The organism is Enterobacter sp. K16B (assembly GCF_020216105.1).
Lineage (GTDB): Bacteria > Pseudomonadota > Gammaproteobacteria > Enterobacterales > Enterobacteriaceae > Enterobacter > Enterobacter sichuanensis.
On record NZ_JAIWJZ010000002.1, the window covers coordinates 1 to 17,063 of the forward strand.

The following is a 17,063-nucleotide window of genomic DNA, read 5'->3' on the forward strand; positions in this document are numbered from 1 at the left end:
ACCCCGACCTTGGCAAGGTCGTGCTCTACCAACTGAGCTATTCCCGCATGTCATCAAGTAAACGTCTAACCACTTGATTTCATTATCGTCCGGCTTGCTGTGCCGCCGTTCGATGCGTTGCATTCTACTGATATGACGTTATGAGTCAACGTTATTTTTTGCATCCCCGGATCGTTTGCTGAAAATTACGGCGAAACGATCACTGATCAAGCAAATCCCCGCGCGCGGCGTTCAAATATTGCAGCATTGACCACAACGTCAGCACTGCCGCCACCCACAGCAGACCAATGCCCGCCCATTCAACCCAGGCGTTTGGACGCCAGAGCATCCAGACCAGCGCCGCCATCTGCGCGGTCGTTTTCACTTTACCGATCCAGGAGACCGCCACGCTGCTGCGTTTCCCCAGTTCCGCCATCCACTCACGCAGCGCAGAGATAATGATCTCACGGCCAATCATGGTAGCCGCCGGCAGTGTTACCCACCAGGTATGATAATGCTCGGCCACCAGCACCATTGCGATAGCCACCATCACTTTATCCGCTACCGGATCGAGGAAGGCACCGAAACGGGTGCTTTGATTCCAGCGACGGGCCAGATAGCCATCAAACCAGTCGGTAACCGCCGCAATCAGGAAGATCAGTGCGCAGGCGAAAGGCGCCCAGACAACCGGCAGGTAAAACGCCAGCACAAAGAATGGAATGAGTACGACACGAAAGAGAGTGAGCAACGTAGGGATATTATATTGCATAGTGACGGTAACTATTTGTTGTCAGTAAAATTTAGCTCTATGTTGCTACAGAGCCCTCAATGTTTCAACGAGTAGTAGATCTTTTCTGCCAGCCCTTGCGAAATACCCGGCACTTTTGCAATTTCTTCCATACTGGCGTTGAGTAATCCTTGCAATCCGCCCATATATTTCAGCAGCATCTGGCGACGTTTCGGCCCCACGCCCTCAATCGTTTCCAGGGTGCTGGTATTTTTCACCTTCGCACGTTTTTTGCGATGGCCGCTAATGGCATGGTCGTGGGACTCGTCGCGAATATGCTGAATGACGTGCAGCGCCGGGGAGTCCGGCGGCAGGCTGAAGCCCTCACCTTCCGGCTCGAAGAACAGGGTCTCCAGACCGGCTTTACGATCGGCCCCTTTTGCCACACCCAGCAGCAGCGGATGGTTTTTATCCCAGCTGACGTCAAGCGATTCAAAGACCGCTTTCGCCTGGCCGAGCTGCCCTTTCCCACCGTCAATCAGGATCACATCCGGGATCTTGCTCTCTTCAATCGCTTTACCATACCGACGGCGCAGTACCTGATTCATCGCCGCATAGTCATCTCCCGGCGTAATGCCGGTGATGTTATAGCGACGGTATTCCGCGCGCAGGGGGCCATTAGCGTCAAACACCACGCAGGACGCTACCGTCTGTTCACCCATCGTATGGCTGATGTCGAAACACTCCATACGCTTCACTTCAGGAAGCTTCAGCAGTGTGGCCAGCGCCGTTAAACGCTGGCTTACCGTCGATTGCTGAGACAATTTCGTCGTGAGTGCCGTCGCGGCGTTGGTACGCGCCAGCTTCAGATAACGCGCCCTGTCGCCGCGCGGTTTGGTCTGTACATTGACCCGACGGCCGGCAAGTTCGGAAAGCGAATCGGCCAGCAGGGTTTTATCATCAAGGCTGAAATCAAGCAGGATCTCAGACGGCAGCGTGCGCATCTGGCTCCCCTGCAGATAGAACTGGCCGACAAAGGTTTCCACGACTTCACCCAGTTCGGTGCCGCCAGGCACTTTCGGGAAATAGCTGCGGCTGCCAAGCACTTTGCCCTGGCGAATAAAGAGAACGTGCACGCAGGCCATTCCAGCGTCAAAGGCCACGCCGATGACGTCGAGATCGTCCCCGCTATTGGAGACAAACTGTTTTTCCGTGACCCTGCGTACCGCCTGGATCTGGTCGCGGATGCGCGCGGCCTCTTCGAATTCCAGCGCGGCGCTGGCCTTTTCCATCCGTTCAATCAGCTGGGTTAACACCTGATCGTCTTTTCCGGCTAAAAACAGGCGCACGTACTCCACCTGCTGGGCATACTCTTCTTCGCTCACCAGCCCGGCCACGCAGGGCCCAAGGCAGCGCCCAATCTGGTACTGCAGGCACGGCCGCGAGCGGTTACGGTAGACGCTGTTTTCACACTGACGGATCGGGAAGATTTTTTGCAGCAGCGCCAGCGTTTCACGCACGGCATAGCCGTTCGGGAACGGCCCAAAATATTCACCCTTCGCATGTTTTGCACCGCGGTGCATGGCGAGGCGAGGATGGGTGTCGCCGCTCAGGAAAATGAACGGGTAGGACTTATCATCACGCAGCAGCACGTTATAACGCGGCTGGTAGAGCTTAATATAGTTGTGCTCAAGCAGCAGCGCTTCGGTCTCAGTGTGCGTGACGGTAACATCAATATTATGAATAAGTGAGACCAGCGCTTCGGTCTTACGGGAGGCAAGGTTGCTGCGAAAATAGCTGGAGAGGCGTTTTTTGAGATCTTTCGCCTTCCCCACGTAGATAACCGTACCGCCAGCGTCATACATGCGATAGACGCCAGGCTGGCTGGTAACGGTTTTCAGAAATGCTTTTGAATCGAACACATCACTCACTGACTTAACAACGTCTCTGCATTACACAAACCATGTCGGATGGCCAGATGCGTCAGTTCAACATCACCATGAATGTTCAGTTTACTGAACATGCGATAACGATAGCTGTTCACCGTTTTCGGGCTGAGATTCAGCTGTTCCGAAATCTCATTCACCTTCTGACCTTTGGTGATCATCAGCATAATCTGCAATTCACGCTCAGACAAACTGGCAAACGGGGATTCGGTTTTCTCAGGTTCGATCTGACTCAGAGCCATCTGCTGAGCGATGTCGGACGCAATGTAGCGCTGTCCGGCGAACACGGAACGGATAGCATTCACCACCTCCTGCGGCGCAGCCCCTTTACTCAGGTAACCTGCGGCACCCGCCTGCATTACTTTCGCAGGCAGTGGATTTTCCGTATGCACGGTCAGCATGATGACTTTCGTATCAACAAAGGTACGCGCGATTTTGCGTGTGGCTTCAAGACCACCGATACCGGGCATGTTCATATCCATTAACACCACATCGGCGGAATTTGTGCGGCACCATTTTACCGCGTCTTCGCCGCAGCACGCCTCGCCGGCAACTTTAATACCTTTAATATCTTCAAGAATGCGTCGTATCCCTGCGCGCACCAGTTCGTGGTCATCAACAAGAAGGACGTTGATCAAAGGAAATGTCTCCAGAATAGGGATAACGCTACTGAGTGATAATTTGGTTTATATTAACGGTTTTCCTCACAAGATTAAAACGTTAAAAAACCAGCTATTGGATTCTGCTCTCGTTTTTGGAAATTAGCCTGTACAGTCCCTGGAAAGCGAGTCCGTGCATTCAGGGCTTTTGCGCCTTTTTTTAAGCATCTGTATTCAAAAAGTTACGAAAAATCTGCACCCTTTAGCCGCCAAAAAACAGTTCTCAAATTTTTGTAACAATAATTAACGACAAACGAACCGGGCATATACAATTAATCGCCATTAACAGCGGCTCAGTTTACCGGTACGTTCTGTTTACGCAATTAAACACCCGCGTAAAAGTACGAAAAACAACCGCTGCATTTTTTGCTTCAGCTTGTGGTATACTCCGCCGCCTTGACTTTCGTCGTCGCGCTTTAGCGCCGTTTAATAATGAGGAAAATAAATGAGCACACCTGAATTTGCCACTGCGGAGAATAACCAGGAACTGGCACAGGAAGTAAACTGCCTGAAAGCACTGCTGACATTGATGCTGCAGGCGATGGGCCAGGCTGACGCTGGCCGTGTGATCATTAAAATGGAAAAACAAATCGCGGAGATGGAAGACCAGGCTGAATCAGCGGTATTTGCGAACACCGTTAAGCAAATCAAACAAGCCTACCGCCAGTAACAAAAAACGGCTGAGTGCAGTGCATTCAGCCGTTCGTTCGTCTGTCACGCAGAACGTATTGTCTAATCAGATCAGTCCTGTTGCCGCCGCGTAGCACGCGATTTGCGTCTTGTTCGGCGCGTTGAATTTCTTCTGCATATTTTTCTGATGGAAGTTAACGGTATTCTCCGAGATAGAGAGAATGATCGCTATTTCTGCTGACGTCTTCCCTTCCGCGGTCCATTTCAGAATTTCCCGCTCACGTTTACTGAATTTCATTTCGGGTGGCATCACCATCCCATCTGCAAAACGCATCAGAGAGGTTAAGGCCATTTGCACCAGCATCTGCAGCCGCAGTTCTATTTCTTCCTGCCTGAACGGCACATCCTGCACACTAGTACGGGAAACTGACAGGAAACCGAGCGCGTGATTAGGCAGCATCAGACACTGCGTTATTCCCGTGCGTAAACCGTGGTCCTGTGCGCTATGCCATAATTCCTGCGCATCAGCGAATAATGCGTCTGTCCAGGGGAGATGACCCTGAATGAAATTCTCCGCCTTTAAAACCGGATCAATCGCGAAATAGTTCGCGGAATGATATTGCGCCATCCACTGTTTTGGATAAGTGGTTTGCAACGAGATCTTCGGTCGCGTAAATGGCACGGGATGACGCACGCAGAGCGCGTAATAATCGAATTCCAGCGCCTGCGTTTGTCGCTGAAGTTCCTGATATACCTCGTCGGCACAGGTCAATTCCTGAAACCGGAGGAAGCAATCCCGTCGCCAGGTGAAAAAGTCTGAATCCTTCATACTTACTAAATGAAGCCTCTGAAAAGATAATCATTATTATGGTGAATATAACCTAACACATAAAACTTATTTCTAACTACAAAATATCGGCAATAGCACAATTAACTTTACTATTGATAAGGTTTATCCAGGCAGGATGGAATAAAAAAACATCGAACCAGGCGAAGGAGGAGAATAATTTGCCCCAGAGTAAATTTCTGGAGCAAATTAGTGCGAAAATGCTACTGCATAAGGAATTTTTCAAGGAACTGACGGGTTCGCGGCTGCTGCGGATCGGCAAACAGGCGTTTCGCCGGTCCCTGCTCCACAATGCGTCCCTGGTCCATGAAGATAGCGCGGTCAGCGACGTCGCGTGCAAAGCTCATTTCATGGGTCACGATCACCATCGTCCGTTTTTCCTGCGCCAGCTGGCGAATGGTGTTCAGCACCTCGCCCACCAGTTCCGGGTCGAGCGCCGAGGTGGGTTCATCAAACAGGATCACATCCGGGCGCATAGCCAGCGCGCGCGCTATCGCCACACGCTGCTGTTGTCCCCCCGAGAGGCGTCGCGGATAGCTGGTCTCTTTACCCGCCAGGCCGACTTTGGCGAGCAGTTCGCGCGCGCGCGCCGTCGCTTCCTCTTTCGGTTCACCTTTTACGATGACCGGCCCTTCAATAATGTTCTCCAGCACCGTCCGGTGTGGGAAAAGGTTGAAGTTCTGAAAAACGAAGCCGACATGCTGGCGCAGGCGACGAATCAGTCCTTTCTGCTGGCTGATGGATTTGCCGGTATCAATCGTTATCTCCCCGACCCGGATAGTGCCGCCTTCCGGCTGTTCCAGCAGGTTAATGCTGCGCAGGAGCGTGGTCTTTCCTGACCCGCTCGGTCCGATAATCGCCACCACTTCGCCCTGCTCGACTTCCAGGTCGATCCCGTGAAGTACCGTTTGACCGTGGAATTTTTTCACCAGGTTTTTGACATCGATAGCACTCATTTTGGATCACGCTCCTGGCGGTTAAGCTGGTTTTCGAAGTAGTTTTGCAGCGCAGACAGCACCGTCGCCATCACCCAGTAAATCAGCGAGGCGGCCAGATACATGGTGAAAACTTCAAGCGTGCGGGAGGTAATCAGCTGCGCCTGACGGAACAGCTCCGGCACCTGAATGGTTGCCGCGAGTGAGGTATCTTTCACCAGGCTAATGAAGCTGTTGCTGAGCGGCGGAAGCGCCACCCGGGCCGCCTGCGGCAGGATCGCGCGGCGCAGGGTCTGCCACGGGGTCATACCGATACTGGCCGCGGCCTCCCACTGCCCTTTATCAATGGAGGAGATAGCCGCACGCAGGGTTTCGGAGGTGTACGCCGCGGTATTGAGCGACAGCCCAATCATTGCCGCCGGGATCGGATCCAGCTCGATACCAAACTGCGGTAAGCCGTAGTAGATCATGAAGAGCTGGGCGATGAGCGGCGTACCGCGAAATACGGAGATATAAAAGCGCGCCAGCCAGCGTACCGGCAGGAGGGGCGACATGCGCATTAAGGCCAGCACAAAGCCCAGCACCAGCCCGAAGAACATCCCGCCAATACTGAGCTGTAATGTAAATACCGCGCCTTTCAGCAGATAAGGCAGCGAATCAATAACCAGTTGAATACTTTCTTGCATTATTATTTTTCGACCTGATTTTTAGACATGAGGATGGTAGGCAAACAGCGCAGGCGCCCCGCCGGTATGAACAAATAAAATCGGCCCTTCATCCTTAAAGCGTTTCTGCGCAATGCCATCAATCAGTCCGGCCATCGCTTTGCCCGTGTAGACAGGATCAAGCAGTATGCCTTCGAGGCGCGCCAGCAGCTTAACCGCTTCCATTCCCTCTTCGTTAGGCGTGCCATAACCCGGGGCAAAGTAGTCATCCCAGAGCAGGATCTCGGCCTTTGCCTGCAGATCCAGTTGCTCAGCCAGCGCCTGTTGCAGAGCCACCACTTTGGGCTTCTGATCCGCGACGCTGCGGGACACCGTGACGCCAATCAACTCCACCTCCGGCAGCAGTTGCTCCAGCCCTACCGCCAGCCCGGCATGCGTGCCCGCACTGCCGGACGCGACCACCACCGAGGAGAGGCTAACCGCCCCCTCGCACTGCTGCGCAATTTCCAGCGCGCTTTCCACATACCCCAGCGCACCCAGCGCATTCGAACCGCCAACGGGGATGACGTAGGGACGGAAGCCCTGAGCTTCGAGACGCGTCGCCAGTTCATCGAGCTGCGCGCTGGGGTCGGTCAACGCATCAACCATCTCAACCTGCACGTTAAACAGATCCAGCAGCAGGCGGTTACCGTTGGTCAGATAGTTTTCTGCCCGCGTGCCAATCGGGTTTTCCAGCAATGCCACGCAATGCAACCCAAGTTTTGCCGCCACGGCCGCCGTCTGACGAACGTGGTTAGACTGAATCGCCCCGGCAGTGACCAGCGTATCCGCCCCTTCGCGCAGGGCGTCCGCCGCCAGAAACTCCAGCTTGCGCAGCTTGTTGCCCCCCATCGCCATCGGCGTCACGTCGTCACGCTTAATAAAAATATCGCGCCCTAAATAATCAGAAAATCGCGGCAGGTACTCCAGCGGCGTTGGCGCGCCGATAAACTCCAGACGAGGAAAGCGCGTTAAATTCTGTAGTGGCATGGGTTCTCCGGTAACTCAGACAAAATGTGATATTTTTCATTATGCACGCAGACGCGTAAGAAATAAAAAAGGCGCTTTTAAAAGCGCCTTTTTTTTACGTCAAAGACTTATTTGGTGACGTCTGCGCCGAACCACTTCTCGGAGAGCGCCTTCAGGCTGCCGTCTTTTTGCATGTCAGCAATTGCGGAGTCGATCGCCTTAACCAGGTCTTCGTTGCCTTTACGTACCGCGATGCCGGATTCCTGACGAGAGAACGCATCACCGGCCACCGCCAGCGTGTTGTTGGTTTTCTTCACCAGATCCAGTGCGGCCAGGCGGTCAACCAGAATGGCGTCAATACGGCCTACGCGCAGATCCTGGTATTTGGTTGGGTCATCATCATAGGTACGAATATCCACGCCCTGCACGTTCTGGCGCAGCCACTCTTCGTAGTTGGTTCCCAGACCGACACCGACTTTCTTCCCTTTCAGGTCCGCGGCCGTTTTAATCCCACCTTCGTTGCCTTTTTTCACCAGCGCCTGAATACCGGACACGGTATACGGGGTGGAGAAGTCATACTTCTTCTTACGCTCGTCAGAAATGGTGACCTGGTTAATAACCACGTCAATACGTTTCGAATCCAGCGACGCCAGCATGCCGTCCCATTTGGTCGGTTTCAGGGACGCTTTCACGCCGAGGTGCTTCGCCAGCTCTTCAGCAAACTCCACTTCGAAACCGGTCAGCTTACCGTCATCTCCCTGGAAGCTGAAAGGAGGATACGTCCCTTCCAGCCCAACCAGCAGCGTACCGCGCTCTTTCACCTTATTCAGCAGGTTTTCTGCGGCGAACGTTTTCACGCTCATGCCTGCAACCAGCGCAACGGCCATAACACCCATCAGCGCCTGACGACCCAGAAGTGCAAATTTCATAAATACCCCGATATAGTGGAATTTTTACGTAGTGTAGAGAAATCGCCTGCAACGTCAAAGGCGACTGCGCTACATCTTATTCTTTTTTAATATATATCAGAAGTTGTTCCGGCGTGGGCTTTCTGCTTCACCGCTCCCGGCATTTGCACCTTATATTGCGCGTACTTGCGCAGCGCAATTCGGTAGTTGTTGGTGCTGGTCGCCGGCAGCCACGGCTCCAGATTCTCATCCAGATAGCCGGTCTTGAGCAGATCGCGGGAAATGTTGTTTACGGTCAGATGCTGGCCGAGGCGGCGCAGGCGAACCACATATTCGCGAACGGTGCCGTGGCTCATCTCCGTTTGTTCAAACAGGAATTGTTTGAAGCCGATAATGTCGAAGAAGTCGCTTTGCTCTTTGCAGTGGAGATCGCCACAGAAACGGCAAAGCGCCACCCACTCTTTTTGCTCTTCGAGCCATGCTGCTTCGTCCATCAACGTGTCGAGGCGCGAAATCGCGATCTTATTGACGATTTCGCCACGGCGAACCAGCGTGATACGATCGAGTAACTTGTTACAGTGGGCGCAATGCGTCTGGCTGTGTTTAAAGTCTTTCAGGTAGCGGCTTAAAGGCCGTCTTTTAGATTGCTGCACCGTCATGATAACTCCTGGTTGTCAATACGTTGTGCGGCATTTTTCAGGTGAATCAATCACCTATAACTTACCCAGTTTGGTTCGTAAGCGTTTGATGGCCTGGCTGTGCAGCTGGCTCACCCGCGACTCTCCCACCTCCAGAACAGCGCCAATCTCTTTGAGGTTAAGCTCTTCCTGGTAATAAAGGGTCAACACCAGCTGTTCGCGTTCCGGCAGAGCGTCAATCGCTTCCATCACGCGCTGGCGTAAATTCCCTTCCATTAAATGGTGTAACGGGTTCTCTTGCTGATGCTCATCCGTCACCAGCTCGATGCTATCGCCATGCTCTTCGCGCCACTCGTCATAGGAGAAGAGTTGGCTATTATTGGTATCGAGCAACATCTGACGATACTCTTCAACAGCAATGCCAAGACGTTCCGCCACTTCGGTTTCCGTTGCGTTGCGTCCCAGTTCCTGTTCCAGCTGCCCCATCGCATGCGCCACTTCGCGTGCGTTACGGCGAACACTGCGCGGTACCCAGTCACGGCTGCGCAGCTCGTCCAGCATCGCACCACGAATACGCTGAACTGCGTAAGTCGTAAATGCCGTTCCTTGCAGAGCGTCGTATCGGTCAACTGCATTCAATAACCCGATACCGCCCGCCTGTAGCAGATCGTCGAGTTCCACGCTCGCCGGCAAGCGCACCTGGAGGCGCAATGCTTCGTGACGCACCAACGGGACATAACGCTGCCACAGCGAGTGTTTATCCATTACACCTTCAGCGGTATAGAGTGAATTCACGATAAACAGCCCTGCGTTAGTTGAGTTATCGGCATGATTATCCGATTCTGCAGGGCGTTCAATTGGATGAAAAAGGGGGATAAAGTGAGGTTATTCTGAGGTTGCCCACAACAGGGGCAACTTTTTTCACTAAATTAACAGTTGTAACAATGAAAGATCGTCGCCCAGTTTGACGCTATCTATATGTTGATGAAAGAGCTTTCCCGCTTCCTGATTATGCTGGCTCAGGGAGTGAAAACTGTAAATAACATCAATAATATTATCTTGTTCAATTTTCCCCGCCACGATGGCCTGCCCGGCCAGTAACGATTTCAGGAAATAGAACTCCGCCACGATTAAATAAAGGTTATTCAACATGCTGCGGCCATTGTTTTGCGGGAAGCCCTGCTCCCAGAGTTTATATTTAAAAAAGTTCTTAAATACATAGTCATGGGTGGCCAGGTAGCTGCCCGCCGCATCGCGCCAGACGGACTCGATGTTTTCCATCACCTGCTCTGCCGGTACGCTATCACCGACAGACTCAAATTGTTGATACAGCTGGGTAAAATAACGGTTCAATACCGCGCCGCCGCGGGTGCCTGCTCTCTTCGTAAAGTAACTTTGAATCAGCGAGATTAAGGCGAATTTCAGACTGTAGTTCTGATTAAAACCGCTTAACTCCGTTTTGATTTTACCGCTCACCAGTTCGTTCACCAGTGAAAAATAAACCGTTTCGAGCGTGCCGATATTCTCCGATAGATTGTCGAGCTTTTCGGCCACCATCAGGAATTTCACTACGGCGTATACCTGCTCTTCAACGGAAACCGTTTCAACGCTGAATATATTCTGACAGAAGAGATTGATGACTTTTGCCTGGAGATCAATCATCGGCGCATTATTGACGTCCTGCTGGACGCTGATAGATTCCATCATCGACATGGCGTCCCGGTCATTCAACAGCAGTCGGGTCACTTCCGGACACGAGAGATTGAGCGATTTTTCGATTTCATTTTTATAGACCCGGTTTGTTCGTGGAAATGACGAACAGGTCGGGCTTAAGGCCTGGGCACCCATCGCGCTGTGAATAGAACAGAGCTTTTCGGTATCCATAAACGGACAATTTTTGCTTTCCGTATGGAAAATCACTTCGCCCCAGTGGCCATAGTGTTTTTTGGTGACATTTATCGCCGTTTTCGCCGTCTGACGAATCGCGGCATTTTTACTGTTCAGATAGCGGTTAACGGAGGGTTTATCAAATGCGATGGTCCAGCCCTGACAACAATGTTCACGGCATTCCCCACCGACACATGAAAAATCTGCGACCAGCTTTGGTTGAGTGACACTGATTTGTTTCACAGGCGGATTCTCAAATAGCAGAGATAAAAAAACCCCGCCGAAGCGGGGTTTCGTGCGTAAAATTAACGCAGCAGAGACAGAACAGTCTGTGGAACCTGGTTTGCCTGAGACAGAACAGAAGTACCAGCCTGCTGCAGGATCTGCGCGCGGGACATGTTGGAAACTTCAGTTGCGTAGTCAGCGTCCTGGATACGGGACTGAGCAGCAGACAGGTTGTTAGAGGTGTTGTTCAGGTTGTTGATGGCAGAAGTGAAGCGGTTCTGCACAGCACCCAGACCGGAACGTGCTTTATCAACTTTAGCGATAGCTTTGTCGATGGTGTCCAGATCGTTAGCATTCTTCGCTGTCAGGTCGATACCGACTACGCCCAGATTAGTAGAGTCAGCAACAGTGCTCAGGTCCAGATCGATGGTGTCGCCGTCGTTCACGCCAACCTGAATTTTAACTGTACCAGCAGAACCATCCAGCAGTTTGATACCGTTGAAGTCAGTTTTGCCCGCAACACGGTCAATTTCATCCAGACGCGCTTTGACTTCATCCTGCAGAGAGGACAGGTCAGTTCCGCTATTGGTGCCGTTTTTTGCCTGAACAGTCAGTTCACGAATGCGCTGTAAGTTGCTGTTGATTTCGTTCAGGGAGCCTTCAGCAGTCTGCGCCATGGAGATACCGTCGTTGGCGTTACGTGCTGCCTGGTTCATGCCTTTGATCTGAGAGGTCATGCGGTTGGCAATCGCCTGGCCAGCGGCATCGTCTTTCGCGCTGTTGATACGCAGACCTGAAGACAGACGCTCAATAGCAGTGCCCAGAGAAGACTGAGATTTGTTCAGGTTGTTCTGAGTAGTCAGGGACAACAGGTTAGTATTGATAACTGCCATAATTTTCTTTCCTTCAAAAATTGGGTTTTAGGTCCGGTGCCTAACACTCACAGCGTCTCTCACCGTCAACAAGGTTATCGACGGGTCCCCAAAAGACTTTAGAACCAATTTTGAAAAAATTATAACACACTGTTTTATAATGATTTTATTTTTAAAAAGCCATTAAGGCCCGCCAGGGGAATATTATTTACGCTTTTTAAATGCATAAAAAGATGCTCAACAGGACGCTTGCTTATCCCCGTTTTTAATACGCGTATCGCGTGCCTAAAGTGCAATCCTTTCATTAACCCCGTCAGGACGTGTCTATTCTGTGGATTATTTTTTTCTCACCATCGTAAACTTTTGCGGTAAGAGGCCGATAAGAGTCCTGAACTACTTTCGTATTTTAAGGAAAATATGCATGGCTACTATCAGCAACCTCGGGATAGGTTCTGCAGGACTCGGGGATTTATATAATCAGTTGGAAGCAGCAGAGAAAACCAAGCTGACGACGATTACTTCCCAGCAATCAACGTATAACGCACAGTTAAGCGCTTACGGCAAACTGCAGAGCGCCATGACTTCGCTGCAGAGTGCGACGGCTGCGCTGGGTAAAGCAACCACCTGGAACTCAACGTCCGTTTCCAGCACTAACACGGCCTTTACTGCCACAACCACGGCGGACGCGTCCGTAGGTTCCTATGTTGTCAACGTCAACCAGGTGGCAAAAGCACAGGCGCTCACGACGGGCTCCTATGCCAACAATGCGGATCTGCTGGGCGATACGACAGGGACGACGCGTAAAATCACCATCACCCAGCCGGGTACCAAGACACCTTTAGAGGTGACCCTGGCGGATGGCGATACGTCCCTGGCAGGGATCGCGAGTGCGATTAATAAGGCGAACGGCAACGTCACCGCCAGCGTGATTAAAGCGAAAGACGGTGATTACCGCCTGATGCTGTCATCAAAAACCACCGGTACGGATGGGGCGATGACCATCACCGTGACCGGCGATGACAAGCTGCAAAGCGCAATTGGCTACGATTCAACCACCAAAACGGGTGCCCTGACGGTGAACACCGCCGCACAGAACGCCATTGTGGTGGTGAACGACATTTCGATCGAGCGTCAGTCGAATACCATTACCGATGCGCTGCCTGGGATCACCTTCTCGGTGAAGGCCGAGAGCAAAGCGGATGAAACCCTTGAGATTACACGCGCAACGGATGCCAACCAGAAAGCGATCACCGACTGGGTTACGGCGTACAACTCGCTGCAGTCCACGATTAACAGCCTGACGAAGTACGTTCCGGTTGATGCCGGTTCGGGCAGCCAGTCTACCAGCAACGGCGCGCTGGTCGGGGATGCTAACGTGCGTGGGATCCAGTCTCAGCTGCGCGGTCTGCTGACCGAAGTCCAGGCCGGCTCGGTTCAGATTATGGCCCAACTGGGGATTACCCAGGATCCGGTGAAAGGCTCGGACGGTACGATCGGTAACCTGAAAGTGGATACTGATAAGCTGAAAAAAGCGCTGACCGACAACCCGAACGCCGTACAGCAGTACTTTGTGGGCGATGGAAAAACAACCGGTATGGCCACCCAGATGAGTAAAACACTGGATACTATGCTCAGCACCAGTGCCGGCAACGCCGGGGTGATCCAGAACGCGAAAGACGGGATCAACAAAACGCTGAAAACGCTGGGTGAACGTTACGATGCCATGGATGCCCAAATTGAAGCGACCATGGCGCGTTACAAAACGCAGTTCACCAGCCTGGACGTATTAGTCACCAAAATGACCAGTACGGCTAACTACCTGACCCAACAGTTCTCACAGAAATAGTCGTCGCATTGAGGAGTGGATATGTATAACACCTCTGGTGTTCAATCCTATCAGCAGATAGGAGTCGAAAGCGCAGTTATGAATGCCAGTCCACACCAGCTGATTGTCATGTTGTTCGACGGGGCGCATAGCGCCCTTGTCCGCGCGCGTTTGTTCCTGGAAGCCGGACAAATTCGTGAAAAAGGCGAAGCGTTATCCAAAGCCATCAACATCATCGACAACGGTTTAAAAGCAGGACTGAACATGGAGGTTGAGAGCGAGTTGTCGGGTAATCTTGCCTCCTTGTACGAATATATGGTTCGACGTTTGTTGCTGGCGAATGTCAGTAACGACGTTGACGCAATTGTTGAAGTCGAGGGTTTATTAAACAACATTGCGGATGCATGGAAGCAAATCGGCCCCAATGCGTCCTCTATTTCAGGATAATTTTGATGAATACTCCCAGCGCAGCGCTTAGCCACTGGCAGGCGTTACATGCTCAGAGCATTGCTATGCTAAATCTTGCACATTCTGGTCAATGGGATGCGCTTATCGAGCAGGAAATGCATTACGTACAACTGGTGGAAAGGATTTCTCAAACGCCCATCATGTCATGCCCTCCGGCTCAGGTTGAGCAAGCGCGTGCGCTGCTGGAAATGATCCTCGAAAATGAGAATGCGCTAAAGGCGTTGCTGAAAGTCCGCATGGACGAGCTGCGCAGCCTGATTGATCAAACCGGTAAACAGCAATCCATCACGTCTACCTATGGAAAGCTGTCAGGGAATATTCTTTATCCAGAAAGTTTGACCCGCGACACACAATTATGATTTCTTCATCCATACTCCAGAAGTCAGCTAACCGGCTTCTGGAGCAAGGATGATGAAAAACCCCACCCTGTTACAATGCTTTCACTGGTATTACCCCGCAGGCGGTGAATTGTGGCGAGAAGTCACGGCATTAGCCCCCAACCTTAACGAAATCGGCATCAACATGATCTGGCTGCCCCCCGCTTATAAAGGCGCGTCCGGGGGTTATTCAGTGGGTTATGATTCGTATGACCTGTTCGATCTTGGCGAGTTTGACCAGAAAGGCAGCGTTGCCACCAAATACGGCGACAAAGCTCAGCTGCTGGAGGCCATCGACGCCCTCAATAGCAACAACATTGCCGTCCTGCTGGATGTGGTGGTGAATCACAAAATGGGGGCCGACGAGAAAGAGCCTGTTCGCGTTCAACGCGTGAACGAGCAGGACCGCACGCAGATTGATGACGAGATTATCGAGTGCGAAGCCTGGACCCGCTACACCTTCCCTGCCCGCGCTGGGCAATATTCGCAGTTCATCTGGGATTACAAATGCTTCAGCGGCGTCGACCATATAGAAAACCCCGATGAAGATGGCATCTTTAAAATCGTCAACGACTACACCGGCGACGGCTGGAACGATCAGGTTGATGATGAGATGGGTAACTTCGATTATCTGATGGGCGAGAATATCGATTTTCGCAATCACGCCGTGACCGAGGAGATCAAATACTGGGCCCGCTGGGTGATGGAACAGACCGGCTGCGACGGTTTTCGTCTGGATGCCGTGAAACACATCCCCGCCTGGTTCTACAAAGAGTGGATTGAACACGTTCAGGAAGTCGCCGCCCAGCCGTTATTTATCGTGGCGGAATACTGGTCCCACGAGGTGGATAAGCTTCAGGCCTATATCGATCAGGTCGAGGGCAAAACCATGCTCTTTGATGCCCCCCTGCAGATGAAATTCCACGAAGCGTCACGTCAGGGGCGGGATTACGACATGCGCCAGATTTTCACCGGCACGCTGGTGGAAGCCGATCCGTTCCATGCGGTGACGCTGGTTGCCAACCATGACACCCAGCCGTTGCAGGCGCTGGAAGCACCGGTCGAGGCCTGGTTTAAACCGCTGGCCTACGCGTTGATCCTGCTGCGGGAAAACGGTGTACCGAGCGTCTTCTATCCCGATCTCTTCGGCGCCAGCTATGACGATACCGGGGGAGACGGTGAAACGTACCATATTGATATGCCAGTAATTGAGCAGCTTCACGAGCTGATCCTCGCTCGCCAGCGTTTTGCCCACGGCGTGCAGACGCTGTTTTTTGACCATCCTAACTGTATCGCCTTCAGCCGCAGCGGCACCGATGACGATCCTGGCTGCGTGGTGGTGATGTCGAACGGCGACGACGGCGAGAAGGTGATTTGTCTTGGGGAAAACTACGGCAATAAAACCTGGCGTGATTTTCTCGGCAATCGCGAAGAAATCATCACCACCGCAGCGGATGGCGAAGGGACGTTTACCTGTAAAGGGGGAAGCGTCAGCGTGTGGGTGATTGAGGATGCGTTGTAGAAACAATGCCGGGTGGCGGCTTCGCCTTACCCGGCCTACGGGAAGGCACTTTTGTAGGCCGGGTAAGCGTCAGCGCCACCCGGCAACAAACGGCTACGGCAGCTTACTCTCCAGCGGATTTTTGCTCAGGTAATCGGCACACTCCACCGTTGGGCGGTCGACCTTCTGCAGCTCCATGCCGTCGTACTCCAGCACCGAGCCATCGCGCTCCAGCGGATAGATATCCAGCTTGCGGGTCACGTTGTAATAGCTGTCTGAACGCAGCATGATTTTACCCGGCACGGCAATCACGCGCTGCCATTGACGGCAGTCCAGCGTATCGCCCTCCTCCGTCACCACTAACGTGGCAATCGCCTCCGGGCTGACCATTTTGCTCTGCGGCCCTTTTGACTGCCAGTATCCCGCCAGATGTGCCGGGACCGGATGCTTAATCACGTCCTGATAGTTATCTACCTGAACGCATCCGGTCAGTGCCAGCAGCGCGCCAGCAATTGCTATTTTTTTCATCATCTTTCCTGCATTCGAAGAAAAAAATATTGTGGCATTAAAGCGCTAACGCTGCCAGCGAAGATCGCCAGGTCTTAGACCTGCATCCCCATCACCTCTTGATAGGCGGAAACCAGCTTGTTACGCACCTGGATCCCCATCTGCAGGGAGACCGAGGCTTTTTGCAAATCGGTCATCACATCGTTTAGCGCCACGCCCGGCTCGCCGAGGGTGAACTTCTCGGCCTGGGTGCGCGCGGCGGTCTGGGTATCGCTGATACGGTCAAGCGCGGCGTGCAGTTGCCCGGCAAAGCTAATACTCGGCTGCTGTTCTGCCACATTCTGATTACGGGCCGTCATCGCGGTTGCCTGCAGCTGACTGATAACCCCTTCAATACCCTGAATAGCCATGACTCTCCCCTGGATGGTTTTTTACGCGGTCAAGACTAACAGCTTGTCA

At 52.5% G+C, this 17,063-nt stretch carries 19 protein-coding genes; 5 read left to right on the top strand and 14 right to left on the bottom strand.

The genetic code is table 11. From position 1 onward, the window contains the following. Nucleotides 1-199: 199 nt before the first annotated feature. From pgsA to uvrY, 3 genes are read right to left on the bottom strand one after another with little or no spacing between them, the layout of a single operon-like run. Entirely contained in the window at nucleotides 200-748 is a 549-nt protein-coding gene (gene pgsA, locus LDK53_RS00130) for a CDP-diacylglycerol--glycerol-3-phosphate 3-phosphatidyltransferase (RefSeq protein WP_008500348.1), read from the bottom strand. A gap of 56 nt (nucleotides 749-804) precedes the next feature. Next, a complete protein-coding gene (gene uvrC / locus LDK53_RS00135) occupies nucleotides 805-2,637 on the bottom strand; it encodes an excinuclease ABC subunit UvrC (RefSeq protein WP_059385038.1) in 1,833 nt (610 codons plus the stop codon). Then, complete coding sequence (gene uvrY / locus LDK53_RS00140) at nucleotides 2,634-3,290, bottom strand: UvrY/SirA/GacA family response regulator transcription factor (protein ID WP_013096026.1); 657 nt, start codon at nucleotides 3,288-3,290, stop codon at nucleotides 2,634-2,636. Before uvrY ends, uvrC begins: the two co-directional genes overlap by 4 nt. 466 nt (nucleotides 3,291-3,756) lie before the next feature. On the opposite strand from uvrY, the gene LDK53_RS00145 reads away from it, so the two are divergent. Beyond that, on the top strand, nucleotides 3,757-3,981 hold the full coding sequence (locus LDK53_RS00145; protein WP_008500345.1) for a DUF2594 family protein: 225 nt from the start codon (nucleotides 3,757-3,759) through the stop codon (nucleotides 3,979-3,981). Between the two features lie 66 nt (nucleotides 3,982-4,047). On the opposite strand, the gene sdiA is transcribed toward LDK53_RS00145, so the two are convergent. The 9 genes from sdiA to LDK53_RS00190 all read right to left on the bottom strand — a co-directional run bounded on the left by sdiA (nucleotide 4,048) and on the right by LDK53_RS00190 (nucleotide 11,947). Next, a complete protein-coding gene (gene sdiA, locus LDK53_RS00150; protein ID WP_025759910.1) occupies nucleotides 4,048-4,770 on the bottom strand; it encodes a transcriptional regulator SdiA in 723 nt (240 codons plus the stop codon). A 221-nt stretch (nucleotides 4,771-4,991) separates the two neighbouring features. Beyond that, nucleotides 4,992-5,744: an L-cystine ABC transporter ATP-binding protein TcyN gene (tcyN, locus tag LDK53_RS00155; RefSeq protein WP_045285389.1), complete on the bottom strand. Its 753-nt coding sequence runs from the start codon at nucleotides 5,742-5,744 to the stop codon at nucleotides 4,992-4,994. Beyond that, a complete protein-coding gene (gene tcyL / locus LDK53_RS00160) occupies nucleotides 5,741-6,409 on the bottom strand; it encodes a cystine ABC transporter permease (protein WP_025759914.1) in 669 nt (222 codons plus the stop codon). The genes tcyN and tcyL overlap by 4 nt, the downstream gene beginning before the upstream one ends. A 21-nt stretch (nucleotides 6,410-6,430) precedes the next feature. Beyond that, nucleotides 6,431-7,417 carry a D-cysteine desulfhydrase gene (gene dcyD, locus LDK53_RS00165; protein ID WP_128339634.1) on the bottom strand — a complete coding sequence of 329 codons (987 nt, stop codon included), beginning with the start codon at nucleotides 7,415-7,417 and terminating at the stop codon, nucleotides 6,431-6,433. Between the two features lie 107 nt (nucleotides 7,418-7,524). Further along, the gene (gene tcyJ, locus LDK53_RS00170; protein ID WP_059385041.1) at nucleotides 7,525-8,325 is read right to left on the bottom strand and encodes a cystine ABC transporter substrate-binding protein; all 801 of its coding nucleotides are present in this window, start codon (nucleotides 8,323-8,325) and stop codon (nucleotides 7,525-7,527) included. Between the two features lie 86 nt (nucleotides 8,326-8,411). Continuing rightward, nucleotides 8,412-8,963 (bottom strand): flagella biosynthesis regulatory protein FliZ, encoded by a 552-nt coding sequence (fliZ, locus tag LDK53_RS00175; RefSeq protein WP_025759916.1) that lies wholly within the window; start codon nucleotides 8,961-8,963, stop codon nucleotides 8,412-8,414. 54 nt (nucleotides 8,964-9,017) lie between these two features. After that, nucleotides 9,018-9,737, bottom strand: coding sequence for an RNA polymerase sigma factor FliA (locus tag LDK53_RS00180; protein WP_025759917.1), 720 nt, complete (start codon nucleotides 9,735-9,737; stop codon nucleotides 9,018-9,020). Between the two features lie 129 nt (nucleotides 9,738-9,866). Next, complete coding sequence (fliB, locus tag LDK53_RS00185) at nucleotides 9,867-11,072, bottom strand: flagellin lysine-N-methylase (RefSeq protein WP_225283004.1); 1,206 nt, start codon at nucleotides 11,070-11,072, stop codon at nucleotides 9,867-9,869. Between the two features lie 62 nt (nucleotides 11,073-11,134). Next, nucleotides 11,135-11,947 carry a flagellin gene (locus tag LDK53_RS00190; protein WP_126800860.1) on the bottom strand — a complete coding sequence of 271 codons (813 nt, stop codon included), beginning with the start codon at nucleotides 11,945-11,947 and terminating at the stop codon, nucleotides 11,135-11,137. Nucleotides 11,948-12,347: 400 nt separating this feature from the next. Between LDK53_RS00190 and fliD the strand changes: the two genes are divergently transcribed. The 4 genes from fliD to amyA are packed head-to-tail and all read left to right on the top strand — an operon-like array spanning nucleotide 12,348 to nucleotide 16,118. Beyond that, complete coding sequence (gene fliD / locus LDK53_RS00195) at nucleotides 12,348-13,772, top strand: flagellar filament capping protein FliD (protein ID WP_225283013.1); 1,425 nt, start codon at nucleotides 12,348-12,350, stop codon at nucleotides 13,770-13,772. Between the two features lie 21 nt (nucleotides 13,773-13,793). Continuing rightward, nucleotides 13,794-14,198 carry a flagellar export chaperone FliS gene (gene fliS / locus LDK53_RS00200; RefSeq protein ID WP_025912252.1) on the top strand — a complete coding sequence of 135 codons (405 nt, stop codon included), beginning with the start codon at nucleotides 13,794-13,796 and terminating at the stop codon, nucleotides 14,196-14,198. Nucleotides 14,199-14,203: 5 nt separating this feature from the next. Further along, the gene (gene fliT / locus LDK53_RS00205) at nucleotides 14,204-14,578 is read left to right on the top strand and encodes a flagella biosynthesis regulatory protein FliT (RefSeq protein ID WP_045285399.1); all 375 of its coding nucleotides are present in this window, start codon (nucleotides 14,204-14,206) and stop codon (nucleotides 14,576-14,578) included. A gap of 52 nt (nucleotides 14,579-14,630) precedes the next feature. After that, complete coding sequence (gene amyA, locus LDK53_RS00210; RefSeq protein ID WP_225283175.1) at nucleotides 14,631-16,118, top strand: alpha-amylase; 1,488 nt, start codon at nucleotides 14,631-14,633, stop codon at nucleotides 16,116-16,118. A gap of 93 nt (nucleotides 16,119-16,211) precedes the next feature. Here amyA and yedD read toward each other — a convergent pair whose 3' ends face one another. Further along, nucleotides 16,212-16,625, bottom strand: coding sequence for a lipoprotein YedD (yedD, locus tag LDK53_RS00215; protein ID WP_025759923.1), 414 nt, complete (start codon nucleotides 16,623-16,625; stop codon nucleotides 16,212-16,214). Nucleotides 16,626-16,699: 74 nt separating this feature from the next. After that, entirely contained in the window at nucleotides 16,700-17,014 is a 315-nt protein-coding gene (gene fliE / locus LDK53_RS00220) for a flagellar hook-basal body complex protein FliE (protein ID WP_028019587.1), read from the bottom strand. Between the last annotated feature and the right edge of the window lie 49 nt (nucleotides 17,015-17,063).